We start from the raw sequence: 23,431 nt of genomic DNA, 5'->3' as shown, positions 1-23,431 counted from the left end.
ACGTTTCCCGACGGTACCTCCGCGGCGACACCGATCGGGGGACCCCTCCGCCCCAGGACCCGCCCAGCGCCGCGCACATCATTGCTGGTCTCGTCGGATCCCCCTTCGCGAGGGCTCGTCAATGCGTCAGCGACGGCGCCCCTCCAGGGGTACCGCGGTCTCTGGACAACGGCATGCTCACTTGCCGCAGACAATGCGCGTCCGTCTCTACGGGTCGTCACTATGGCCCCAGGGAACCCGTTCCGCAGCGGCTGAAGCTGCTTCAGTGAGAGATGTTGCGTGAATCCGCGAACAAGGAGGCCGCCCCGCGTCAGCAGCCAGATGGGAATCATTACCGGTCCGTGGGCCCGGGCTCCGTTCTCCAACACGGGTCAGGGATCTCAGCTGCCGGCAACTCGGTCAGTGAAGCATCGGTATCAGGCAGCCTGCTCCGCCTGCGAGGATCGTTCGCATACAGGACTACCCCGATGATGTGACGGAGCTCCGCCAGCAGGTGCAACGCCGTCTGCAGGAGATGGAGCAGTTGTCGGCACGCCGGGAGCAGACCGTGGAGGCACGGCTCACCGACCTCGCTGGCCGGCTACCTGAACTCGACCGGTACCGTGATGACACCGTCCCGGTTGATGCCCCTGCACAGTTTCGTGAGGTCAGGGACAAGCTCGACACCGGTCAGCTGGACTGGTTGACGGTGTGGCGCGGCGGCACCGAGGACGAGGCGGCCCGGGCGGTGTCGGTGTGGATGAACCGCCGGCTGACCGCCGCGCAGGCCGAATTCCGTGCGGCCGAGCAGGACGTCCAGCGGTGAGTATTCAGGTCGACCCAGCCTACCCTCGCGGGTTCGCTGATCGCATCGACGCCAATCGGGACGGCGCGCTGGCCGACATGCAGGACTACGCGCGGACGCACTGTCTCAACTTCGCAGGCTTGGACGGCACGTTGAACGTGGCCGAGCCCGGTTTGCGTGGCATCGGCGAGGCGGCGCTGGAGCTGTGCGCCGCCGCCCGCAGCGGTCTCGGGCAGACCGCCGCCGACCTGCGGACCGCGGCCAACGACTACGACCGCGCGGACTGGACGGCGGCGGAGACGATCTGGTCGGTGCAGCCGCCGTGGAAGGTTTCTGTACGGCTACCGCGAGGCCGACGTGACCGGTGCCTCGTCGGGGCCGGGTCACGGTGCGGTAGTCGCGTTGATGGCGCCGGCCTACCAGCCGGAGAACCAGGAAGCCCGACAGGTTCTCAGCAGCACCGTCGGCGCGGTCAACGACCTGATCAAAGCGCTGACCGGCTACGACATCCTCGCCGAGACCCTGCCGCTGGTCGTCGGTGACTGGGGCGCCCTCAAGCGCATCGGCCGCGCCTACGGCGAGATGGCCGACGCCTACCGCGCCGTCGGCCGTGACCTGGGCGAGGGCATGGACATCCTGTCGTCGCACTGGGACAGCAAGGCCGACGGCAGCGCCGGGGCGCCGCAGGCGTTCGGTTACCACATCCGCGGCCGCTGGCTGCCGGCGTTCGAGGCGCTCGCGCAGGCGTGCGACACCATCGAGCGGATGTGTGAGCCGATGGCCGCGATGTACGCCCAGACCGTCAAGGGCCTGCTGTTCGCCACGACCATGTACGTCAGCAAGATCTAAAAGGGTCTGAAGGCGATCCTGACCGTCACCGACTGGAAGAAATTCGTCAAGGGCGTCTGGGACGTCGTGTCATCGCTGTACAACCTGGTCATCGACACCGTCACCCTCGCCACCGAACAGCTGCTGATGTTTAAAGAAGGCATCGAGCTGATGACCGCTACCGTCGTCATGCTGCGCCACGAACTCAACGGCGACTTCGACGCGCTGCGGACCAGGTAGGGCGAGAAAGCGATGTATCTGAGCGCTCCCGATGGACGCCGGTGGAAAGTCTTCCGCTGGCGTCTGGCCTGGCGGCCTCGCCTGCCGCAGTGGATCCACACCTGGTGGCCCTCGAGCATCGACGACGACTCCGTCTTCGGACTCATCACCGCAGCCGTCGCCGTCATCATCACCCTGGTGATCATGTCGCCGTGGCTGATCTGGCACGCACTGAGCTGGACCGACGCCGTCCTGGCCACCCCGTTGGCCTGGCTCGCCCGGTCCACTCTCGGCCGGCCCACACCCGTGATCGCCCACCCGGTGCAGCATTCCTACGCCGAGTACCAGGGCACCGCCGACGGCACCCGAGCCGCCGACGACCTGATCGCAGTCATCGCTCGTGAGATCGGCCAGCATGGCACCCCGAGATCACTTATGGCACCGTCCCCACAGCTGCTCGAGCTCACCACGCAGGCGCCGCGGCCGGTCATCGACCGTCTCAAGGACCGCTTCCGCGGCAAGGCCGGCAACCGCTGAAGCGCCAACGCCCACCACAGTTGCCCGCCAAGTCAGCCTGCGGGCTTGACTAAGAAGGCGATCCAGCGCTTTGGGCGGACGTGGCCTGAGCCGGCGCACGTTGCCTCGACGTCAACGTGCGGTGTGGTACTTCGACAGAGTGAACTCCACGAACGTCCGCCGATCAGCTTCTCGAAAGAGCCCGCTTGCATCGGCGAAACGGTAGGACCAGAGCACAGAAGTCGAAGCGTCAACCACTGCGAGCTGCCTCCCAGTCGACACTCAGCGTTACGCCAGTGAATGGATCAGACCATACGGCTCATACCAAGGGCCCGTTTCGATCACCCCTAACAATTCCATTCCCGCTAGGAGCTATCGTCTTGAAGCACGGGGCATTGATCGGATGCGCCTATGCCGATTTCCAGGAGCAGACCTCACATGGCAAAACAGATCGTCACCCTGCTGACCGACGACATCGACGGCACCGAAGCCGACAGCAGCATCGAGTTCGGCCTCGACGGCGTCACTTACACCATCGACCTGTCAGAGAAGAACGCCGGCAAACTCCGCAAGGCACTCGAGCCGTACTTGAACGTGGCCTCCCGCGTTGGACGCAGCAACACGAGCCGTATCCCCGCCCGCGGCGCCGCCCCCACGAGCCGTTCGAACCGCGACCAGAACCAGGCCATCCGCGAATGGGCCAACAAGAACGGCTACGAAGTGTCCGAGCGCGGCCGGATCCCCAGCTCGATCGTCGAGGCCTTCCACAAGAACCGCTGAACTAGACGGCTCGGCTCGCCCGATCGTCATGCAAGGCGCATAGGAGTCATAGAGCCCTTCTCGGGTGACTTGACGCGACAGCATGACGATCGGTTGGCCTCCCTGCCGGCGTGATCGCCAGGCCGCCGGCGCTACGACGGCATCGAACCTCTGCCGACACGTCGCCGAGGACGCGCCGGCATGTGGCGTCCGGGCCGGCCAGGACCCTGCTCGAGTAGTTGTTGGGCAGCGGGTCGGCCAGCAGATCGTGCTTGGCTTTAGCGCCGTGCAGGGCGCTTTGGCCTGGGGTGTCGGGCACGGCGGTGAGCACGGCGGTTGCCGGTTGGATAAATGGCGGCCTGGTGCGGGCACGGATGAGGGCGCGCACGCTGGAGGTATAGGACGACACGACAAGAGCGTGTACGGGTAGGACGGTGAGGGCGCCGATGGGACACCACTTAGGTAACGGCGACACCCTGGCTCGTCCAGCCTGCGGTTTCGAGATCGGCTTAAACCACCGCTTGGCGTTACGTTCGCGAGGCCATTGCTCTGCTCGCCGCCATCCCTGACGATCTCGAAACGACGATGGTGCAGATCCTTCTACCTCCGCCCGGGCGGCCGAAGGGCGACGGGAGGGACCACGGGCATCCGCGGGCCCTCCCTTAGCTATCGCTCAGGGGAGTGCCGGTACGGCTTCCGGCGCAGCTCCGCGCGCGATCAGCATCGGCGTGAAGTGGACAACCCCGGTGCCAGGGCCCTCCGACTGCCCGTTCGCCGGATCATTGGACCGGTAGTACCCGTACTGGAAGTGGAAGTTGATGTCCCCGGCCGGCACGGTGGGTTGGCCCGTCACGATCGGCTTGCGCTCGCCATTCACGAACAGCTCAGCCATCCCGCTGGTGCCGCTGGACAGCTTCTCGTGCACGGTGAACTGCACCCAACGGCCCGTGACCTGCGCGAGGTCGGCGACCGGGATGAACCTATCGGGCGTGTTGCCAGGCACCGAGACGTCCAGGGTCGCCCGGTGCACGTTGAGCGTGAACCAGGAGGGCACGCTCGCCGTGTCCTGGAACTTCCGCTGGAACAGCGTCGCCCAGCGGTGGTTCACCGGGAAATCGGCTGGAATGTACAGCGCGAAGGTGGCCCAGTACTCGTCGCCGTCACGCAGTACCGCTTCGGCCGGAGCCGTGCGCTGGCGACGCTTCTCAGCGGGGTCCACCGAGAAGAACTCCGCTCGCGGGCTGTTGCCTGCCGTACCCGGGGACGCATCGTCGTCCTGCGTCAGTTCCACCCGGTACGCGGGCTTGCCTCCGGGTCCTGTGACCGACTGGATCGAGTTCGACCGCATGGTGTCCGCCCACCGCCACACCATCGACCGCCAACCGCTGGTTGGGTACGCGTAGATGCCACGAACGTCTGGCCCTCCGCCCGCCGCCCACGCCGTCTGGTGCACGTAGCCCGCCGGCACGGTCCACGTGCTCGCGCCGCCACCCACCGTCTGGGCCGGCGGCACCCATCCGTAGGTCACCGTCGGCGCCGTGACCGAAGTGGTCAGCGTGGCGTCCTTGACCGTCCCGTGCATGTCGATGATCGACGCGTGCACGCGCAGCGGGTACGCAGGCGCCCTCGTGCTCGTGTAGACCAAACTTCCGTTCCGGTAGTAACGGACGACATTCGCGTCCACCGCAATCCGCAACAGGTCCCCGCCGACGATGGGACCGGTGTGGCGCCACCGGTTGTTCTCGTAGACCTCGCCTGAGCCGGACTGAAGGCGCCACGAGTAGTCCATCCCCGTCGCGCCGGTCCAGGTAGACGACGAACTCAACCCCAGAAACCGGAACTTGGAAATCTCGGCCACGCGGAACTGCACCGCCACGGGACCGGACGTCACCTCCTGGGCGGAGACCGCCCCGGCGTCCTCCGCGTTGTCCGTGCCGGACGTCTTCTCCAGGCTCGAGCCTGTGACCGTGCAGTTGCGCACACTGGTCCACGAGACGGCCTGCGTGGTGGAACTCGTGTGCGATGCGGCGCTGGCGCCAGCACTGCGTGCGGGGTCTGCCTGCAGTCCACTGATCAGGAGCCCGGCTGCGGCAACGGGCAGGGTCAGGGATAAGCGGGTGAATCTCATGGCGGTCTCCTCCCTCTAGCTGATTTGGCTCGTGCGGATGGGCCGAGCCCAACGGATCAACTTCAGGCCTTGGGATCTGGGGTCAGCCGAACTCCCCGGCCGCCGCCCATGGGTCCCATATGCCTCGTTCCCATGACGCACCCGTCTGCGGGTGTCCCGCCACCTGTGGGACGGAACGGGACAGCCGATCTCAGGAAGGGTGACCGCGCCGACAGGACGCGCGAACCGTCGGTTCTCGGCGTCTATATCGATCAATGCTCGTCGTTATACTGAGCGTCGTGCCCGGAGGTGCCTACAGCGACGATCTTGACCCCAGCACCGTCTCCTCACGGCAGGAACTCGCCGAGATGCTAGGCCGGCTGCACATCCGAGCAGGGCAACCGAGCCTCCGAAACATGCAGAGCTGGGCACAGTCGCAGCAACGCGCCGGGCGGCCCCACATTCAGCTCACCAAAACGACGATCTCCGAGGTGCTCGCGGGGCGGCGTCTGCCGAGCATCGAGTTCCTCGTCGCTTTCCTTGAGGTGTGCGGCATCGCCAATGGTGCACAAGGACCCTGGCTAGCCGCGCGGGCGAAAGTCGCCGAACAAGGCTTCGACCGAGCCCGTGCCGTCGAGCCGATCTCCCTGGTGTCGCGACAGGAAGAGGGCGAGCCAGCGAGCGAACATGTCGGTGAGCTCACCGCCCGAGCGACAGCAGGAAACGGCTCCGCCGACCACCCACCAGCGCGGGAGGCGAGTCCTCAGCGTAAACGGCGTCGGCCGACGCTCTGGATCGCCTTCAGCATCGCCCTCGCTTTCCTGGCCGTCATTGCGACCGTTTGGGTCCAGCTAGGCCGAGGAAGCGAGGTCGACACGACGTTGACCTGCTTGTCTCAAGGTTGCATGGCTGAAAACAAGGAGCTAGCCGTGCGCGGTCGCCTGACCGGACAGATGCCGTCCGGGCACGAGGTCCAACTTCTGATCCGGGTCGAGAGCACGAAACGGTGGTACCTGGCTCCGCCCGTTGTCCCCAGCCCCGACGACGACACATGGGCCGTCCACTTCGCCATCGGTAACCCTGATCCCCAACCCCGGGACCGACACTTCACCATCTGCGCCTACCTCATGCTGTCATCTTCGATCGAGGAGTTCTCGAAGCGCCAGGAGTACTACGCGGGCGACGGTGTGCCGGCCGCGGAACTCGCGCCGGAGCGGAAAGAACTCGAATGCATCCCCGCACTACGCCGCGCTAACACCTGATGACTGCCAGTCCGGGCCGTAGACGAAACCTTCCGGCACGAGTACTTTCCAAGGCCAGCTCTTATCGAGCACAACAATGCCGTCGCCTGCAGGATTCTGCGCCTCGGTGAGGCGGCCGTCGGCGTCGGCCGCCGAACCTCACTGCCTGAACCCGTAAACGGGAGGTTTCGGGGGACGATTCAAAATCGGAAGCGGTCCTGACGAGGATGTCAGCTGGTCAGGACCGCTTTTGAGCCGCCTGACGGAATCTAACCGTCGACTTACGCATGAGGAGTCGAATCCTCCGCAACATACTGGCTAGTCCGCGACCGTCGCGTCACATCTGCCCGTCAATAGAGCAGCCACGGAGCAACCGACGTCCATCATGGATAAAATATCTGCGCATATGCCCAGCTCATGGGCGCATCGGCCGCGTCGGTTTTGGCCGGAACGACGATTAAAAGTCCACAGCTCTGCCATTGAGCTAGCAGCCCGCGACGATCAGGGTACCTGCACGTGGCTGACCGCAAGACCCCCGTCCCAGGCGCGTCGGCGTTTATGCTGGTCAGACTGCTGCTGGCCGCGTGAGCGCGTGCCGCGTCCGAGATCGTAGCCGGGAGATCTCACCGCTGTTTGCCGTCGGGAGGACGGCAGTCGTCGAACTTGCGAGCAGTTTCGGAGCAGCCGAAGCGGAGGGCTTGCGCTGGTAGGCGGCTTGTCGTCGGCTTCATCGGGTCCGAAGTCCGGTGACCGCTGCGCTGCAGTGGGCATGGTTCCAGGCGCCCGGTGCTGACCTCGCGGCCTGGTTGACAACGCCCGACCATCGACGCTAGTTGACCGGTGAGTCGAAGCCGCGGTCAGACTGGTACAACTACCGACGCCCGCACGACGACTCGACTCTTCCGGTGAGTGGCGGCTGCTGGTCACTGCCGGTGGGCGACGTAGTCAACGGTTGTGTACCGGACCCCGGACGCGGGCTTCCCGGCGAGCCACTGCGGATACCACGTGTTGAGGTATACGTTCATCGGCTCACGGGGGACGCCGCCGTCCCATGCCTCTACCAGCTCATGGTCGACGTAGAACTCCACTCCGGTCGGGGTCGGGGCGATCCCGTACAGGTGGAAATCCGCGGTCGGGTCGAACGGCAGCGCCTGCTCACTGGTGTGCGTGAGCGCACCGCCCGAATACGAGGTGAACCGGATACGCCCGGCCGGCTGGTTGTACAGCTCGATGTCGATCTCTTGAGCGAGGTCGGGGGGCGCGTAAAAGAACAGCCCGGTCACCGACGTCGGCGCGTCGGCCAGTTTGAGCCGAGCCTCGAGCACCCCCGCCGGAGCCGCTGCCAATGTCTTCACCTCAGCGCCGTCGAGCACTCCGGGCGACATCTTCAGTCGCAACGTGCCGTCTTCGACATCGACGTTCCCGGGCTTCATCACGCTACGACCAAGCGTGTGCTCCTTTCCCGCAGTCCATCTATCGGTGTCCAATGTGGTGAACTCATCGCGGAATTGCATCGACGGCATTTCCTCGGGCCATAGATGGCGGACGGACGCTGCGGTCAAGAGCATCACCGCAAGCAATACCGAGAGCTTCTGAACGCGCCGCATGAGACGCAGAGTACAGGCGTGAAGTTCTCCAGCACCCACGTTGGCCACCCCTGACCATCTCATTCACATCGCGGTCGCGAGCGGCACAGGGAGGCATTGTCACCGTCACTGATTCAGGGTCCGCCGAAAGTACAACCGGTGACGACGCTGGTCCTCAGCCAGGGGAGCGGTCGGATGAGGCAAGATCACCTTCACCGTCTCAGAGATCGCCGAAAGTGCAGCGAGTGACGACACCAGGCCGCGGCCGAGAGAGCAGTCGGCGGAGAAGGCACCGTTACCGTCACTGATTCAGGGTCCGCCGAAAGTACGGCAGCGACAACGCCGCGCCGTAATCGAGAGCGAATTGAGAGAGCACGGTCACCGTCACTGTTTCAGGGTCCGCCGAAAGTACGGCAGTGACAGCGCCCGGTCACCTTCGTTTAACTGGCAACCGTGGAGACACCACGCTCACAAAGCTTATTCCAAGAGGTTTCCTGTGTTTGACAATATTTCCGGAATCGCTTCGCAGTCCGGCACCTCGGACATCGCTCCTCTTTTGTTGGAACGCGGCCGGCAAATCAGCTACGGGGCAGGGGCGCGTGCGCTCGTTCACGGAAAGATCGTGCTGGTCACCGGCGCCGGCGGTTCGATCGGCAGCGAGGTGGTCCGCCAGGTCCGCACCCTTCAGCCAGCGGCGGTGTATCTCCTGGACCACGACGAAGGTGCGCTGCACTCCCTGCAGTTGGAATTGCACGGGCATGGTCTGCTCACCGATCCCTTTGTGCTGCTGGCCGACATCCGCGACGCCGACACCATCAGCCGGCTGTTCGCCGACATCCGGCCCGACATCGTGTTCCACGCCGCCGCGCACAAGCACCTTCCCCTGCTCGAGCGGTTCCCCGCTGAGGGAGTGAAGGCCAACATCGGCGGTACCCGAAACGTCGTGGCAGCTGCCGCCGCGACGGGGGCGGAGCTGGTCGTCAACATTTCCACCGACAAGGCGGCGCACCCGACCAGCGTTCTCGGCGCGACCAAACGCGTGGCCGAGGACATCGCCGCCTGCTATGCCACCTCCCGCACGAGGGTCGCCTCGGTACGCTTCGGAAACGTTCTCGGCAGCCGGGGAAGCCTGCTGCACTCTCTGAAGTGGCAGGTCTCGAACGCTCGTGACATCACCGTCACCGACCCGGCCGCCACCCGCTTCTTCATGACGATTCCCGAGGCGGCCTCGTTGGTGATCGAGGCGGCGGTCCTCGCCGGCGGCGGCGAAACCTATGTTCTCGATATGGGACGGCCCATCCGGATCCTTGACCTAGTCCGCCGCTACCTCGATCTGGCCGAAGCGGAGAACCGGGTTGTGTTCACCGGCCTCCGCAACGGTGAGAAGCTCCATGAACAACTCGTCGACAGCAGCCAAGAGGCCGTCACCGCGACGACGCATCCGCGAATCACCCGGATCGACCGGCGAACTTCCGACAGAGTCACCTTCCTGGACGCCGTCGACGAGCTGTGCAAAGCGGTGAGCTCACTTTCCTCCGCAGAACTGCGCGGCATGTTGTGGATGCTCGCGGACCCGCAGCCGGTCTCGACCGACACCCAGCCGGGCCCGCTCTTGGAATCCGTGGCATGACGGCGACGACCAGCTGGGCGTTGTCACTCTTGCTCATCCCGTTGGCATGGCTGCTCATCGACGCGACCGGAGGACTCCGGGCCCGGCATGCGGCGGCGCGCGCCGTGGGCACCGACGAGTTCCACGACTTCGCCGTCCTCGTGCCCATCTACGGCAACATCAAGTACCTGGAGAACATCGACTATCTGAGTCGTTACGGCCGGCGCGTCATCTTGTGCACCACGACCGGCGAGACCCCCGAGTTCGACGTCGCCATCACCGAGATCGCCTGCCGGCAAGGCTTCCGGGTCTTCCGCACTCTCGCCGACAAGGCGTCCACCACGGCGAACAAACGCGCAACCGGCGGAACCATCCGGGACACCGTCATCCGGGCAGTGCTGCCCACGGTCGACGCGGCCTACGTCGTCTGCATCGACGCCGACACGACCACCAGCCAACCTCTCGAACTACTCGTCGGGGCATTGCACCGTCGCGGTCTCGACGTCGCCTCGATCCGGCTGGTCCCCTCGAACCGGAACGACTCGCTGTTGACTCGATTTCAGGCGCACGAATACCGGCTGTCCATGAAACTGCGCGTCGTCGCCCCCTGGCTGGTGTCCGGCGCCTGCCATGCAGCCCGGACCACGGCGCTTCGCGACGTCATGAACAATCACTCCCTGTTCTTCCAGGGCAACGATGTGGAAACGGGGATCCTGGCCGACGCCATGGGTTTCCGGATCGGCCACGTCCCGTTCGAGGTACCCACCAAAGTTCCGAACACGCTCAAGGACTGGTGGCGTCAACACGTCGCCTGGGCCGGCGGGGAGTTCCGGCTGTTCGTCGTCAACGCCGGCGTCGGACTTCGGCACCCGTTCTTCTGGTGCTACGGCTTGATCATCACCCTCGCCATGCTGCCGCTGCGTCTGCTGGCCCTGGGACAAGGCCACCTCGGCACGGTGGGGGCGCTCGTCGCCCTCTACATCGGCCTCGGCTTCTACCTGCACTGGTCGCACCGCGACTACGCCCTACTCCTGATGCCCCTCTACGCCGCCTTCATCAGCGTTGTCCTCGTCCCTCTCGGAGCCCTGTCCTACATCCAGATGGCCCGACGCGGCCGCAACGCCGGGATCATCCGCGTGCCCCGCAGGGCGCGAAACGGGACCAGCCTGCTCGATCGCGCCGACGTCCAGCTCGGCGTCCGCGCTTGAGGGTTTGGGAAAGCTCACAAGCGCGGGACGGGCGGCAGGTGGACCGGCCTTGCCCGAATCATCTTAGTCATTAAGATAATCGGCATGGGCACATCGACTGACTTCTCAGTAGCGATCGCCGGCGCCGGCCTCTCCGGCCTCTGTCTCGCCCAATATCTGATGCGCGCCGGCATCGATGTGCACGTCTACGAGCGCGACCCCGGCTCCTTCGTCCGACAGCAGGGCTACCGCATCATCCTCGACCGCTACGGTCTGGAAGCCCTGCGGGAAAGCCTCCCCCGCCCCCTGTACCGCCTCGCGCTGGCCACCGGCGACGAGCCCGGCGGCCATCTGCGCTTCACCGACAGCCGCCTGCGGGACGCGTTCACCATCCACTTCAAGGACGAGCCGCAGGCGACCCGCCAGGTCGACCGGCTGACCCTGCGGTCGATCCTCATGTCCGGCCTGGACGGACGCATCCACTACGGCAAGGCCGCCGCCGCGGTCGACAACGGCGGCCCAACCGGGCTGCGACTGCGGTTCACCGACGGCGGGGCCGTCGCGGCGAGCGTCGTAGTGGCCGCGGACGGCGTCGGCTCTGCTCTGCGTACGCAGCTCACGCCGGATGCCGACCCGATGAGCACCCCCATGGCCGGCGTCTACGGCCGGTCGCCCCTGCGGCAGAACGGCGAGAGCGTCATCCCGGACGCGCTGCGTACCAGTGGGGTTCTGGCCATCGCCGACCGGCCGGGCCGCGCCTTTTTCTTTACCTCCATGCGCTTCGGCGAAAGTCCGCGGGAAGCCTTCGCGCGGATGGCTCCGGGCAGCTATGCGCCCACCGGCTACGACTACGTCATGTGGGGGCTGTTGCTCCGGCAGGAGGAGGTGCCCGCCGGCCTCCGCGGGAATCTGCTGGCGCTGCGGGATCTGGCCGTCCGGATGACCACGGACTTCCATCCGCTCGTCCGGCGCCTGGTTGACACGGCCGAGCTGGATGCCACGGTTCTCAACCTTTTCGCCACCGGCCGGCGCCCGCAACGGTGGGCGGTGCCCCGGGCCACGATGATGGGCGACGCGGTGCACGTCATGCCGCCGTTCGGTGCTCACGGTGGCAACACCGCGCTGCGTGACGCCGCCCTGCTCGGGCAGCGGCTCGTTGAGGCCCGGGCGGACGGTACGCCGGTGGAGGAGGCGATCGCCGGCTACCAGGACGAGATGGTGCCCTACGCCTTCCGCGCCGTGGACACCGCCGCCGGGCTGATGCGGCGTCTCACCGGGGGTGCGGCCGCTCCGCACTGGGTGCTGACCCGCGTGCTACCTCGGCTGCACCGGGTCACCGTGCCGGAGGCATGATGGCGGGCATGTCCCCCGAGCCCGACCGGGCGTCCGCGATCGCCGGGCTCATGCGCGCCGGGCGGGAGACCTCGCGCTTGTCCATGGTGTTCCGGTACGCCGTCGCGGACCGCCTCGGCCTCACCGTGAGCGACCTGGAGTGCCTGGACTTCCTCGCCGACGCCGGATCCGCCACCGCGGGGCAGGTCGCCGAGCGGACCAACCTCACCACCGGGGCCGTGACCAGCATGCTCCGCCGGCTCCAGCAGGCCGGTTACGTCACGGCCGACCGCGACCCGGCGGACCGGCGGCGGGTGATCGTCACGCTGCGGCCCGAGCGGGTCGCCGAGCTGGAGAAACCGTACGAGCGGTTCGCCGAGCGGGCGGAGCGGCTCATCGAGGGCTACACCGTCGAGGAACTCCTGCTGCTGGTCCGGCACTTCGAACGGATGCAGGCGATGTACCTCGCCGAGCTGTCCGCGTTCCCGGAAGGTGGCAACGCTACGACGGCACCTCCTGCAGCCCGCCCGAGGAATGGGTGACCAGGACCGCCTTCTCGCCGGGCGTCCAGCGCAGGACTGAACCACGGTCGAGGGGCGTGCGCACCGGCAGCTGACCGGCGAGCGTGCCGGAACGGAGGTCCCACAAGCGGATCGCGTCGGTGTGCCCGGTCGTCAGCAGACCGCCGGACGACATGCAGGACTCGCCGATCACGGCCGGGATGGTGATCGAATCGTGCAGCGGGGCACCCGTGGCGACGTCCAGGACCCGCAGTGTCGAAGTGTCCCCGTGACCGTCCACGTAGACCACCAGCGCATGGTCCGGCGTGAGGTGGACCTGCGAGCGGTGGGCGGGGTAGTCGTACTCCGCGACGTCCTGGAATCTCTTGATCTCGTGGGTCCGGAACCCGGTCGCCCAGCGCAGGTCGAACGTCGCGGCGCCCGGCGTGTAGACGATCGACCCGAGGACGTGCGGCGCCTTGGCCTGCGCACGGACCTTCAGCGTCCGCGCGTCGAGCCGGTAGAGCACGCCGTTGCGGTAGCCCTTCGAGCACGCGGCCAGCACCTCGCCCCGGTCCGCCAGCGACGCCACGGCCACCACCTTGCCGTCCAGCTCCTCGCTGCGTGCCTCCGGCTCCGGGTCACCGACCGCGAACCGCAGCAGGCGCTCGCTGTCACCGACGAACAGCGTGCCGCCGTCGAGCGCGATGCCCTGACGGCGATGGACGTTCGGCATCTCGTCGAGCATCGCCATGAACACCGGCGACGGCCGGCCTCGCTCCCAGACGCAGACGCGGTGGTCCTCACCGGCCGTGGCGAACCGGTCGCCGTCGAAGGAGACGGCGATGACGGATCGGGAATGGCCGTCGCCCAGCTCGAGGATTCCGGTCGCTCCGGGCCGGAACAGCATCGGGCGTGAGTCCAGGCCGCTGCCGACGATCGTCTCGCCGACGGCAGTCAACCGGTTCACGTATCCCCGGTGCGTCCAGGTGTGCCGCACCGCCCCGGTCGCCGGGTCGAGCTCGTGGCAGTCGCCGAACCGGGTGGAGATGACCCGGTCATCGTGGAGCAGGGCCGGGCCGTACGAGCCGGTCTCCCAGTCGGCGGCACCCGTCGCCGGATCGATCGAGACGGTCGCCGCCTGCCGCGCGTACGCGATCAGCCGCCCGGCCGGGGTGATCCCGGCCAGTGACGCACCCTCCTTGGGCGACACCCACAGGGTCCTCGCCTTCGGCTTTTTCGCGCTCGGCGTCCAGCCGAGCACGCGCGGCCCGGCCGCCGCCACCACCAGGTCTTGCGCCGCGGAGACAGCCACCGCGCTGACCGGTGCCCGCGGCCCGGTCAGCGTGTGCCGGACCGTCCCGGTCGTCGCATCCACGACCAGCACATTTCCGGTACGGCCCTTGTCGGTACCCACAGCGACCAGCGTCCCGTCCGGCGACACGGAAAGGCAGGTCGCCTCGTCGGGCAGGTCGATCCGGTGCACGGTGCCATCCACGATCAGGGCCAACGCGTACGGGTCGGCGGTGAGCGCCGCGATCGTCGTGCCGCCCACCGCCAGCTGGTACACCCGGCCGCCGGCGTCGATCTCCTCCCGCGCCGTCAGCTCCGGCAGGGCCAGCAGCGTGACCGCGTCCGGTCGTTTCTCCGACGCCACGGCCACGACGTCTCCGCGGGTGGCAACCGCCGTGACCCGGGGCCCCGTCGTCACCACACCCGTTTCCAGGTCGATCGCGTCGACCCGCCCGGAGTCGATCGCGAGCAGCGTCCGCCCGTCGTCCGTACCGGTGAAGTGCGCCGACCAGTTCCCGGCCCGGAAAGCGGGCGATCCGTATTCGACGATGCCGTCCCGTTCGGTCATGGAAAGATCAAAACATTCCGGCCTTCGGCCGAGGATCAGCGGTACGCGAGCGGGCGGCGCGACGGTTGACGTGCACCACGACGCCGAGCATGAGCAGGCCACATACGGCCTGTTCGACGCGCAGCCATACCGGGAACGCGCCCGGCCAGGCGACCACCGCGATGATCGCGGCCAGCACCACCACCGAGATGATGCGGAGCCGCCGGAACGAGCCGCTGTGGCCGGCGGCCGCGCGGCGGGCGAAGAGCAGGAGCACCGCGGCGCTGGCCGCGACCAGGGGCGTACGGACCCAGACGGCCGAGGTGACGAGGGTGGGATGGTGGCGCAGCAGCACCACGGCGACGACGGTCGACAGGCTGATCACCAGGAAAGCGGTGAGCAGCCGCACAGCGGCGTTCAGATGGTCGTTTCTCATGCCGCCCAGCCTGCGAGCCGGAGCCGGGCCGGGGCATCGGCGCGCGGATCGAAGTTCCGTCCCCACCCCGGGGTGGAGACACCTCTACACCCGTGAACCGATGCTGCCGCGCCGATACCGTTCTACGTTCGAAGGGTGCACACCGAGGAACCCGCGCTGACCCGTCTCCGGGTGGTGCGGTGGATGCAGTTGCTGACGCCGCTGATGCTGGCGTGGTTCGTGTGGGCGGCCGCGGTCACCGGGCCCGGCTTCGGCCCGGCCGGCCGGGAGCTGGTCGTCGTGCTGGCCACCGCCACGTTCGTGGCCGGGGTGTTCGGCCGCAATGCGACCGTCCGCCGGCCGGTCCGGCCGGCGCACGTGGTGTTCGTCGCGGCGATGCTGGTCAGCTCGGTGACGCTGGTGGCGGTGCAGCCGGGCGGCCCCGGCTCGGTGGCGGTGCTGGTCGCGGTGCTGTGCGCGGCGACCGGGCTGATGCCCGTACGGGTGGCTGTCCCGGTTTTGATCGCAGCGTTCGTGGTGCTCGAGATGGCGGCCTCGATCACCGGGCAGGACTTCGGTTTCCTGGCCGTGCTCGCCGGGTTCGCCGTGCTGTTCGGCTTGATGTACCTGGCGTTCCGGCTGGCCGAGGCGCAGCGCGAGACCAAGCGGCTGCTCGCCGAGCGGGAAGCGGGCCAGGCGGCACTGGCCGAGGCGGCCGTGCTGGCCGAACGCCAGCGGCTGGCCCGCGAGATGCATGACGTGCTCGCCCATTCGCTGTCCGGGCTGTCGCTGCAGCTGGAGGGCGCTCGCATGCTGGTCGCCCGGGATCCGGCCGATCCACAACTGGTGGTCGCCATCGACCGCGCCCAGCACCTCGCCCGCAACGGTCTGGAGGAGGCCCGGCGGGCCATCGGTCTGCTGCGCGACGACGACCTGCCGGGTCCCGACCGGCTGGCCGGGCTGGCTGAGCAGTTCACCCGGGACCAGGCTGTGCCGTGCGAGTTCGCGGTGTCCGGGGAGCCGCACCCGCTGGAGTCGCAGGCGCGGCTGGCCATCTACCGGGTGGCGCAGGAGGCACTGACCAACGTGACCAGGCACGCGTCGCCGACCCGGGTCTCGCTGCGCCTGGCCTACGAAGCCACCGATACCCGCCTGATCGTCGAGGACTTCGCCGCCGGACCGCCCGTGATTCCCGACGAGACGGACGGATACGGGCTGAGCGGGATGCGGGAACGGGCCGAGCTGCTGGGCGGGACCCTCAGTGCGGGCGCGACCGGTCACGGATTCCGGGTCGAGCTGGCGGTGCCGGCATGATCCGGGTGCTCATCGCCGACGACCAGCGGGTGGTCCGCGAAGGGCTGAGCATGGTGCTCGGACTGATGGAGGGCGTCGAGGTGGTGGGCACGGCCACCGACGGCGCCGAGGCGGTCGCGCTGGCCCGGACCGTACGGCCGGACGTCGTGCTCATGGACCTGAGAATGCCCCGATGCGACGGGGTCGAGGCCACTCGCCGGCTGCGTACCGAGGCACCCGAGGTCAAGGTGGTGGTGCTGACCACGTATTCGGACGACCGGTCGGTGCTGGACGCGGTCCGGGCCGGCGCCCGCGGCTACCTGACCAAGGACGCCGGCGGTGAACAGATCCACGAGGCGCTACGGCAGGTGGTCGACGACCAGGCCGTCATCGATCCGGCCGTACAGCGGCACCTCGTGGACGCCATCGCCGGTGAGCCGGCGCCGCGGCCGGGTTTCCCGGACGGTCTCACGCCGCGCGAGGCCGAAGTGCTGTCCCTGATGGCCGGCGGCCTGTCCAACGCCGAGATCGCTGCCCGGCTGACGGTCAGTGAGGCGACGGTGAAGAGCCACGTCAACCACCTGTTCGCGAAGATCGGCGCCCGCGACCGGGCCCAGGCCGTCGCGTACGCCTTCCGGCACGACCTCAGCGTTCCGTGAGTTGCCCCCGGGCTCAGCCGGCCAGTTGCGACTCCGGCTCGGCGGGGGCGGCTTCTTCGGCGGCGGCCACCCGCGGCTTCGGGCGTAGGACGGCCACGGCGACGACTGCCGCCAGGATGCCGCCGGCGATCCCGATCAGGGAGGTCGAGGCGATGGCCGAGACGAAGGATTCCTGCGCGACCCGGGCCAGCGCGGCGTCACCGGTGGTGGCCGCGATGCGCAGGGCGTCACCGATCGAGTCCCGCGCCTGGCCGGCCACGTCGGCCGGCATCGCGGCGCGGTAGGTGGCGGTGAGCACGCTGCCGAGCACCGCCACGCTCAGCGCCGTGCCGACCTGCTGGACGGTGTCGTTCACGGCGGATCCGACGCCCACCCGATCCGGCGGGAGGGCGCTCATCAGCGTTCCGTAGGCGGCGGGTCCGGCGGTGCCGCTGCCCATGCCGAGGACGACCAGGGCGAGGGCCAGTTTCGGGTAACCGTCGCCCGGCGACAGCGACGCGAGGACCCCGAAGCCCGCCGACACCAGCAGCAGGCCGGCCGCCAGCGCCGTACGGGTGCCGAAGCGCTTGTCGATCACGACGCCGACGCCGTTGAAGGCCATCGCGGTGACCAGCATCGGGATGAACGCCGTGCCGGCCTTGAGGGGCTCGTAGCCGAGCACGAACTGCAGGTACTGGGTGAGGGCGAGCAGCACGCCGCCGGCGGAGAACGACAACAGCACGATCGAGAGGCTGGCGCCCGCGAAGTTCCGGTCGCGGAACAGCTTGAGCGGCAGCATCGGCTCGGCGACCCGGCGCTCCCACCAGGTGAACGCGCCCAGCCCGGCCACCGCGACCGCGAAACCGCCGAGAGTGGACGGTGAGTCCCAGCCGTGCTGCGCCGAGTTGATGACGCCCCAGACCAGGGCCGTCATGCCGATCATCGAGAGCAGCGCGCCGAGCAGGTCGGGACGGCTCGCCCGGCCCCGCGACTCGGGGATGACCGCCAGGGCGGCGACGATGCCGAGGACGGCGATCGGCACGTTGAGCAGGAAGATCGAGCCCCACCAGAAGTGCTCGAGCAACAGGCCGCCGAGGCTGGGCCCGCCGAGGGCGCCGAGCATCAGCACCGAACTCCAGATGGCGATCGCCTTCTTGCGCTCGTCCTCGGCGAAGACGGTGGTGAGGATCGACAGGGTGCCCGGCATCAGGAAAGCGGCGCCGACACCCATCAGACCGCGGACGGCGATGAGCTGCTCGGGGGTCTGGCACACCGTGGCCAGCACCGAGGCGCTACCGAAGACGATCAGCCCGGTCACGAGCCCCCGGCGGCGGCCGTGGCGGTCCGACAGACTGCCCGCGGTGAGGAGCAGGCCGGCGAAGACCAGGATGTAGGCGTCGATGATCCACTGAATCTGGGCGGTGCTCGCACCGAGGTCGCGGATGAGCGACGGGATCGCGATGTTGAGCACCATGTTGTCGACGACGACCACCAGCAGGCTCAGGCAGAGCACGCCGAGGATCAACCAGCGACGAGGGTTGCGGTCCGTCATGACGACCTCTCTCGTACAGTGTGCGATTGGCTCGCACACCGTACCAGTGGACTCGAACACTGTGCGAGGCCCTTTAGAATGGGCAGGTCGAAGGGAACCTGCATGCCGTCGCAGTCCGACTCGTTCACCGGTTCCGTCTGGCTGCGGCCACCCCGGGCGCAGACCGGCCAGCCGAGCCTGAGCCGCGAGCAGATCGTCCGCGCGGCGATCGAACTGCTCGACGCGGAGGGACCGGCCGGGCTCAGCATGCGCCGGCTCGGCACCAAGCTCGGCTCGGGCGCCACCTCGCTGTACTGGCACGTGGCCAACAAGGACGAGCTGCTCGAACTCGCGGTCGACGAGGTCCTGGGCGAGGTCTACGTGCCGGTGCCCGGCGACACGAGCTGGCGGATGGGCGCGTCGATCTGCGCGAACGGCATGCGGTCGGCGCTGCTGCGGCACCCGTGGGTGATCGGCCTGCTCGGACTGCACCCGACCCTCGGCCCGAACGCGATGCGGCTGGGTGAACAGCTCGTGGCCCTGTTCACCAGAGCTGGCTTCAGCGGCATGGCGTTGTCACATGCGACCGCCGTACTGCACGCACACGCCATCGGGTCGGCGACCTCGGAGGCGGCGGCCAGGTCGGCTCTCGGGCGCACGGGGAAGACGTGGCAGGAGGTGGCGGAGGACGTGGAGCCTTACCTCGAGCGGCTCGGTCCGGACAACCCGAACTACGAGAAGTGGCGCAAGGAGACCGGGCCGATGCGCCAGGACCCGGATCAGGTGCTCGAGGAGATGTACGCCTTCGGCCTCGATCGGGTGCTCGACGGCCTGGAGCTGTGGCTGGCCAAGCACCCGGGCGCAGCCCCGGCCTGACTTACATCGATGCTCTTGACTTCTTTCGAGCCGCCAGACAACCTTTAACAAGGTTTACTGAAGCGGGGAGGCTGTCCATGCAACGACTGTCGGTGGCAATGAGGTCATCCCTGGCGGTATTCGCCGCCTGCCTGCTCCTGGCTCCCACAGCCGCGAACGCTCACCCACCAGCCCCGAGCACCCACGAGTGCGCGACCCCCTCGATCGATCGCCTCCAGCAATGGCTGGCCAGCGGCGAGGGCACCACGGTCCCGGCGACCGGCAGCCTGCTCGTGCCCACCCGCACCGGCTACAAAGCCCAGGTCACCTTCCTGAACGCGGAATGGCACGTGGTCGTCGTCTGGCTCGCCAACCAGTTCGAGGCCCAGGTCGACCTGTCGAGATCCAGGGGATTCTGGCTGACCTACAGCGCAACCGACGACCTGTACGTGCAACTACGGCCCGCGTCGCACTGGAGCGGCGGCGCTCAATGGGCCACCGCCATCCCCTCGACCCACGGCCGGACGGTGACCAGGTTCTTCAGCTTCCGGCCCGGGGCGTGGACGGCAGTGCCTGAGCTCGGCGCTCCCGCCCACTCGTTCGCCGATGCGATCAGTGAGGCTCGCGGCCTGGTCTTCGTCGGCAAGACCCCGAACGAGCTGACCTTCCGAGGGATGCGCTTCCACCGGTACACCCCGCCGTGCCTGTGATCGAAGCTCACGCAGGCTTGCGACCCACCCCGACCAGGTTGTGCAGCGGCAGAGTCTCCCCCGGCTCGATCCGCCACCGGGTCACGTCCACCAGACCCGGCTCCACCAGCTCCAGCCCCGCGAAGTAACTGGCGATCTCCTCCGGACTCCGCATCGCATAGGGCGGATTCGCCGTAGCGTTCCAGATCTTCATGACCTCGTTCAGCTCCGGGTTGGTGTTGGTTCCGTCGACCACCACCAGATAACTCCCCGGCGCCAGGGCGTCCATGACCCTTCGGACGATCGCCGCCGCTTCCTCGGCCGACGGCAGGTGGGCCAGGATCCCCGACAGCATCAGCGCGACCGGCTTCGTGAAGTCCAGCGTGCGCCCCGCCTCCCGCAGGATCGTCGCCGTGTCACGCAGGTCCGCGTCGATGTAGTCCGTTGCGCCTTCGGGGCCGCTGGTCAGCAGCGCCCGGGCGTGCACCAGCACCAGCGGGTCGTAGTCGACGTAGACGATCCGGGATTCCGGGGCCACCTCCTGGGCCACCTCGTGCGTGTTGTTCGTGGTGGGCAGGCCCGTGCCGATGTCGAGGAACTGCCGGACGCCGGCCTCACCCGCCAGGTAGCGGACGGCCCGGTTCAGCACCGCGCGGTCGGCCCGGGCGATGTCGACGATGATCGGGTATTCCTTGGCGATCTGGTCGCCGAGGTCACGGTCCACCGCGTAGTTGTCCTTACCGCCCAGCCAGTAGTTCCAGACCCGGGCCGTCTGCGGGACGGTGGTGTCGATCTGCGGCGCTTGTCCGTCGGTCATCGAGGATGCCCTTCGTTTCGTGGAGTACGGGTCCGTCGTGGAGGGCGCAGGTCGTCGATGATCCGCTCCAGGATCCCGGCGGTGTCCCGCAGCGGCGCGGCCTCGACGAACAGGCGGTTCGCCGCGTGGAAGTAGAAGTCGATGTCCGCGCGGCTGTGCAGGTACAGCGCGCTGGTGAGCTGTTCGAGGTAGACCATGTCCGGCAGGTCGGGCTCGGGGAACCGCAGGATCGTGAACGAGCCGCCGGCCGTCGCGTGCCCGCCCGCGGCGACGGGCAGCACCTGCAGCCGTACGTTCGGCGACTTGGTCACGACGGCGATCAGCGCCTCCAGCTGGTCGCGCATCACCGCCCGGCCACCGACCGGGCGCCGCAGCGCCGCCTCGTGCACCAGCGCCCACAGTTTCGGCGGGTCCGGACGGTTGAGCACCTGCTGCTGCGCCAGCCGCTGCCGGACCCGGCGTGGGACGACTGCCCGGGCGTACGCCTCGGTCTGCAGCAGGCCCGGCACGGACTGCACCTCGTAGGTCCGGATCAGCGAAGCCCGCGCTTGCAGGCTCAGGTATCGCTGGAACCAGTTCGGTGTCACATCGCTGTAGGAATGCGAGCGGCCGGGCGCGTTGGTCTCGCGGACGCGCGCCAGCAGGGCCGCCCGTTCCTGAGCGTCGTGTATGCCGTAGCGCGACAGCAGAGCGAGGACGTCACGCTCGTCGAGGACGACCCGGCCCAGCTCCATGCCGGTGATCGCCGGCTCCCCGAGGTGCAGCGGTGCGCCGGCTTCGGCCCCGGTCAGACCACTGTCCTCACGCAACTGCCGCAGGTAGGCCCCGACGAGAACGCGCACGGCTGAGGGGGTGTCGCCAGCCCCATCCCGCTGGGGTGATGTCTCCACCGTGCACCTCCGGCCGCGTTCCGAAGCCAGCATGCCACCGGAATTCACCCGAAACCAGTACACGGAAGACGCCCGGAAGTTTGTCGGTCGACACCAGCAAGCCGACATGTCGAGGTCGCACCCATCCGGACCAACCCGCCCGGGTCACCTCAACGGCCGGGAGACGCAACACGAGTGTCTGGCGTGAGCATCGTCAGAACGTGGGCGGGATGGGTGGAGATGACATCGATGGTGGCACCACATGTGGTGTCGTTGGCGGCGGTGGGCGCCGTGCTGGCGCCCTTGGTGTTGGTCGGCGCGATCCGCTTGGTCATGGAGTGGCAGCGCCGCACAACGCTGGTGGCGCTGGTGCGCCACGCGCCGGGAGGATCAGTCGTGATCCAGGGGCGAGGTCTGGGCGGCCCGCCCATGTGGGTCTGGGTCGGTAACGGTCCCGTCCGGCAACCCGTGACCACGGCGTCGACGCAGGTAGTGCTGCTACTGGCGCCCGGCCACGTGGCAGCGTTCCTGCCCACGAGCAGGCACGATGGTTGAGGATGTCGAAGCGAAGCTCGAGCGCCGGTATCGACGCTGGTCAAAGCCCTTGGTCGGGTACGTGATGGCGTACACCGGCGGAGACCTCGATGCTGCTGAGGGCATCGTCGACGAGGCCTTCCAACTGCTGTACCGACAGTGGGACAGGCGCTCCGCATACAACGACGCGGGTCTGTTCAGCTGGCTCCGCCTGGTCGTACGCAATCGCGCGGTCGACGAGTACCGCAGGCATGCCCGGATCCAGCTCGTGGTGGTCGATCCGCTGGAGGACAGCGACTGGTTCGACCAACCGTGGGCTGAACAAGAGTCCGCCGACCCGGTGTACAGGTTGCTGGCACAGGAGCGTGGCGAGCTCGCCCGCGATCTGGTCAACCGGTGCATGAAGGTGATCCACGGGCTTCGCGCGGAGTGGCGCATCGCGATCCTGCTCCGAGGCGAAGGGCTCAGCAGCGCAGCGACATCGACGAGCAGGATCAGGGGGAGACGGCATGACCAGCACGGATGACCACCGCGGCGAGAATCCGGTCGAGGTTCAGCTGCCGGACCTGCTTGAGCAGATTCACAGCCAGGCCGCGCAGACCGCCGGGCACGACGTTGACGCCGGCGCGGCGCGGCTGACCGCATGGATGAACAGCCAACGCGAGCGGGAAACCGCTGCAGTGGCACGTCCCGCTCGACGACTGCCCAAGTCCCGCACCGGACATGGACGGCCAAGCCATTCGGCCAGGCGGCAGGTGCGCGTGCCGGCCAAGGCGGGAATTGATATCCCCGCGGCTACTGCTTCGGTCCGGTCTCGTCCGCGAGCAATGACGGAGCGCTGGCACCCCACCCCGCGTGACTCCGTAGAGCTGCAAGTGTTCGGAGTTCACCTGCAAGGGCGGTTCGGGCCGATGGTGGTCCGGGTGCTGCGGACGCTCGCCCAGGCGGCGGTCGCTGTGGTCGGGTTGCTGCACGACACCCAGTGGGCCATCGCAGCGATCGCCGGACTTGCCGGCGCCTATCTGTTGGTCATCGCCCTGGTGGCGATGGCCGCGGTTCACTCTGCCGAGGACCGACGGCGCGACGCGCGACAAGTCCTGCGCATGCTGCTCGGACAGGAAGAGGACAACCGCCGGACAGAGGCCGGCGATACCTTCATCACGGTCAACGGCGGCAAGACGCGGATCGGGTGAGTCGCGCGACCCGCCGTCTTCAATTGATCAACCGGCGGCGCACTTGCCGCCTGATCGGGCCGTTCTGCGTCGTGCTTCGCCGGTTGATC

Annotated in this window: 24 protein-coding genes and 1 pseudogene; 17 read left to right on the top strand and 8 right to left on the bottom strand. The window is 68.0% G+C overall.

Features of this window, described 5'->3' with window-relative positions; genetic code table 11:
• Positions 1-472: 472 nt before the first annotated feature.
• The 6 genes and pseudogenes from AB0C29_RS00125 to AB0C29_RS00100 form a co-directional block, all read left to right on the top strand.
• Complete coding sequence (locus AB0C29_RS00125; protein ID WP_360813421.1) at positions 473-805, top strand: hypothetical protein; 333 nt, start codon at positions 473-475, stop codon at positions 803-805.
• A gap of 384 nt (positions 806-1,189) precedes the next feature.
• Positions 1,190-1,633 (top strand): hypothetical protein, encoded by a 444-nt coding sequence (locus tag AB0C29_RS00120; protein WP_360813419.1) that lies wholly within the window; start codon positions 1,190-1,192, stop codon positions 1,631-1,633.
• Positions 1,634-1,699: 66 nt separating this feature from the next.
• Entirely contained in the window at positions 1,700-1,852 is a 153-nt protein-coding gene (locus tag AB0C29_RS00115; RefSeq protein ID WP_360813417.1) for a hypothetical protein, read from the top strand.
• Positions 1,853-1,864: 12 nt separating this feature from the next.
• A complete protein-coding gene (locus tag AB0C29_RS00110; RefSeq protein ID WP_360813415.1) occupies positions 1,865-2,368 on the top strand; it encodes a hypothetical protein in 504 nt (167 codons plus the stop codon).
• Between the two features lie 417 nt (positions 2,369-2,785).
• Complete coding sequence (locus tag AB0C29_RS00105) at positions 2,786-3,127, top strand: Lsr2 family protein (RefSeq protein ID WP_360813413.1); 342 nt, start codon at positions 2,786-2,788, stop codon at positions 3,125-3,127.
• Positions 3,128-3,561: 434 nt separating this feature from the next.
• Positions 3,562-3,703, top strand: a pseudogene (locus tag AB0C29_RS00100) (IS5/IS1182 family transposase); the annotation flags it as partial.
• 76 nt (positions 3,704-3,779) lie between these two features.
• Here AB0C29_RS00100 and AB0C29_RS00095 read toward each other — a convergent pair.
• A complete protein-coding gene (locus AB0C29_RS00095) occupies positions 3,780-5,234 on the bottom strand; it encodes a heparin lyase I family protein (protein ID WP_360813411.1) in 1,455 nt (484 codons plus the stop codon).
• Positions 5,235-5,629: 395 nt separating this feature from the next.
• On the opposite strand from AB0C29_RS00095, the gene AB0C29_RS00090 reads away from it, so the two are divergent.
• A complete protein-coding gene (locus AB0C29_RS00090; protein WP_360813409.1) occupies positions 5,630-6,475 on the top strand; it encodes a hypothetical protein in 846 nt (281 codons plus the stop codon).
• A 902-nt stretch (positions 6,476-7,377) separates the two neighbouring features.
• Here AB0C29_RS00090 and AB0C29_RS00085 read toward each other — a convergent pair.
• Complete coding sequence (locus AB0C29_RS00085) at positions 7,378-8,061, bottom strand: glycoside hydrolase family 16 protein (protein WP_360813407.1); 684 nt, start codon at positions 8,059-8,061, stop codon at positions 7,378-7,380.
• 475 nt (positions 8,062-8,536) lie between these two features.
• Here AB0C29_RS00085 and AB0C29_RS00080 point away from each other — a divergent pair, with 475 nt between their 5' ends.
• The 4 genes from AB0C29_RS00080 (at position 8,537) to AB0C29_RS00065 (ending at position 12,710) form a co-directional block, all read left to right on the top strand.
• Positions 8,537-9,670 carry a polysaccharide biosynthesis protein gene (locus AB0C29_RS00080; protein ID WP_360813405.1) on the top strand — a complete coding sequence of 378 codons (1,134 nt, stop codon included), beginning with the start codon at positions 8,537-8,539 and terminating at the stop codon, positions 9,668-9,670.
• Positions 9,667-10,857 (top strand): glycosyltransferase family 2 protein, encoded by a 1,191-nt coding sequence (locus AB0C29_RS00075; RefSeq protein ID WP_360813403.1) that lies wholly within the window; start codon positions 9,667-9,669, stop codon positions 10,855-10,857. The genes AB0C29_RS00080 and AB0C29_RS00075 overlap by 4 nt, the downstream gene beginning before the upstream one ends.
• 84 nt (positions 10,858-10,941) lie before the next feature.
• Complete coding sequence (locus tag AB0C29_RS00070) at positions 10,942-12,189, top strand: NAD(P)/FAD-dependent oxidoreductase (RefSeq protein WP_360813401.1); 1,248 nt, start codon at positions 10,942-10,944, stop codon at positions 12,187-12,189.
• A gap of 8 nt (positions 12,190-12,197) precedes the next feature.
• On the top strand, positions 12,198-12,710 hold the full coding sequence (locus AB0C29_RS00065; RefSeq protein ID WP_360813399.1) for a MarR family transcriptional regulator: 513 nt from the start codon (positions 12,198-12,200) through the stop codon (positions 12,708-12,710).
• On the opposite strand, the gene AB0C29_RS00060 is transcribed toward AB0C29_RS00065, so the two are convergent.
• Entirely contained in the window at positions 12,670-14,529 is a 1,860-nt protein-coding gene (locus tag AB0C29_RS00060; RefSeq protein WP_360813397.1) for a WD40 repeat domain-containing protein, read from the bottom strand. The two genes, AB0C29_RS00065 and AB0C29_RS00060, sit on opposite strands and share 41 nt — an antisense overlap.
• A 7-nt stretch (positions 14,530-14,536) precedes the next feature.
• Positions 14,537-14,944 (bottom strand): hypothetical protein, encoded by a 408-nt coding sequence (locus AB0C29_RS00055; RefSeq protein WP_360813395.1) that lies wholly within the window; start codon positions 14,942-14,944, stop codon positions 14,537-14,539.
• A gap of 135 nt (positions 14,945-15,079) precedes the next feature.
• On the opposite strand from AB0C29_RS00055, the gene AB0C29_RS00050 reads away from it, so the two are divergent.
• Both AB0C29_RS00050 and AB0C29_RS00045 read left to right on the top strand, forming a co-directional pair.
• A complete protein-coding gene (locus AB0C29_RS00050) occupies positions 15,080-16,237 on the top strand; it encodes a sensor histidine kinase (protein WP_360813393.1) in 1,158 nt (385 codons plus the stop codon).
• Positions 16,234-16,875 (top strand): response regulator transcription factor, encoded by a 642-nt coding sequence (locus tag AB0C29_RS00045; RefSeq protein ID WP_360813391.1) that lies wholly within the window; start codon positions 16,234-16,236, stop codon positions 16,873-16,875. The genes AB0C29_RS00050 and AB0C29_RS00045 overlap by 4 nt, the downstream gene beginning before the upstream one ends.
• A 13-nt stretch (positions 16,876-16,888) precedes the next feature.
• Here the strand turns inward: AB0C29_RS00045 and AB0C29_RS00040 are convergent, their stop codons facing one another.
• Positions 16,889-18,406: an MFS transporter gene (locus AB0C29_RS00040; RefSeq protein WP_360813389.1), complete on the bottom strand. Its 1,518-nt coding sequence runs from the start codon at positions 18,404-18,406 to the stop codon at positions 16,889-16,891.
• 102 nt (positions 18,407-18,508) lie between these two features.
• On the opposite strand from AB0C29_RS00040, the gene AB0C29_RS00035 reads away from it, so the two are divergent.
• Together AB0C29_RS00035 and AB0C29_RS00030 are read left to right on the top strand one after the other, a co-directional pair.
• Positions 18,509-19,261 carry a TetR/AcrR family transcriptional regulator C-terminal domain-containing protein gene (locus tag AB0C29_RS00035; protein WP_360813387.1) on the top strand — a complete coding sequence of 251 codons (753 nt, stop codon included), beginning with the start codon at positions 18,509-18,511 and terminating at the stop codon, positions 19,259-19,261.
• 98 nt (positions 19,262-19,359) lie between these two features.
• Complete coding sequence (locus AB0C29_RS00030) at positions 19,360-19,950, top strand: hypothetical protein (protein ID WP_360813385.1); 591 nt, start codon at positions 19,360-19,362, stop codon at positions 19,948-19,950.
• A gap of 7 nt (positions 19,951-19,957) precedes the next feature.
• Here AB0C29_RS00030 and AB0C29_RS00025 read toward each other — a convergent pair whose 3' ends face one another.
• From AB0C29_RS00025 to AB0C29_RS00015, 3 genes are all read right to left on the bottom strand, one after another.
• Positions 19,958-20,746 carry an SAM-dependent methyltransferase gene (locus AB0C29_RS00025; RefSeq protein ID WP_360813383.1) on the bottom strand — a complete coding sequence of 263 codons (789 nt, stop codon included), beginning with the start codon at positions 20,744-20,746 and terminating at the stop codon, positions 19,958-19,960.
• Positions 20,743-21,588: a helix-turn-helix transcriptional regulator gene (locus tag AB0C29_RS00020; RefSeq protein WP_360813381.1), complete on the bottom strand. Its 846-nt coding sequence runs from the start codon at positions 21,586-21,588 to the stop codon at positions 20,743-20,745. The genes AB0C29_RS00025 and AB0C29_RS00020 overlap by 4 nt, the downstream gene beginning before the upstream one ends.
• 197 nt (positions 21,589-21,785) lie before the next feature.
• Positions 21,786-21,950 (bottom strand): hypothetical protein, encoded by a 165-nt coding sequence (locus AB0C29_RS00015; RefSeq protein WP_360813379.1) that lies wholly within the window; start codon positions 21,948-21,950, stop codon positions 21,786-21,788.
• A 212-nt stretch (positions 21,951-22,162) separates the two neighbouring features.
• Here AB0C29_RS00015 and AB0C29_RS00010 point away from each other — a divergent pair, with 212 nt between their 5' ends.
• Together AB0C29_RS00010 and AB0C29_RS00005 are read left to right on the top strand one after the other, a co-directional pair.
• The gene (locus AB0C29_RS00010) at positions 22,163-22,675 is read left to right on the top strand and encodes a sigma factor (RefSeq protein WP_360813377.1); all 513 of its coding nucleotides are present in this window, start codon (positions 22,163-22,165) and stop codon (positions 22,673-22,675) included.
• On the top strand, positions 22,659-23,342 hold the full coding sequence (locus AB0C29_RS00005; protein ID WP_360813375.1) for a hypothetical protein: 684 nt from the start codon (positions 22,659-22,661) through the stop codon (positions 23,340-23,342). The genes AB0C29_RS00010 and AB0C29_RS00005 overlap by 17 nt, the downstream gene beginning before the upstream one ends.
• The last annotated feature ends 89 nt before the right edge of the window (positions 23,343-23,431 follow it).

The organism is Actinoplanes sp. NPDC048791 (genome assembly GCF_040650095.1).
Classification (GTDB): domain Bacteria; phylum Actinomycetota; class Actinomycetes; order Mycobacteriales; family Micromonosporaceae; genus Actinoplanes.
Note: the sequence above shows the minus strand (reverse complement) of the source record. Positions and strands in the feature narration are given on the sequence as shown.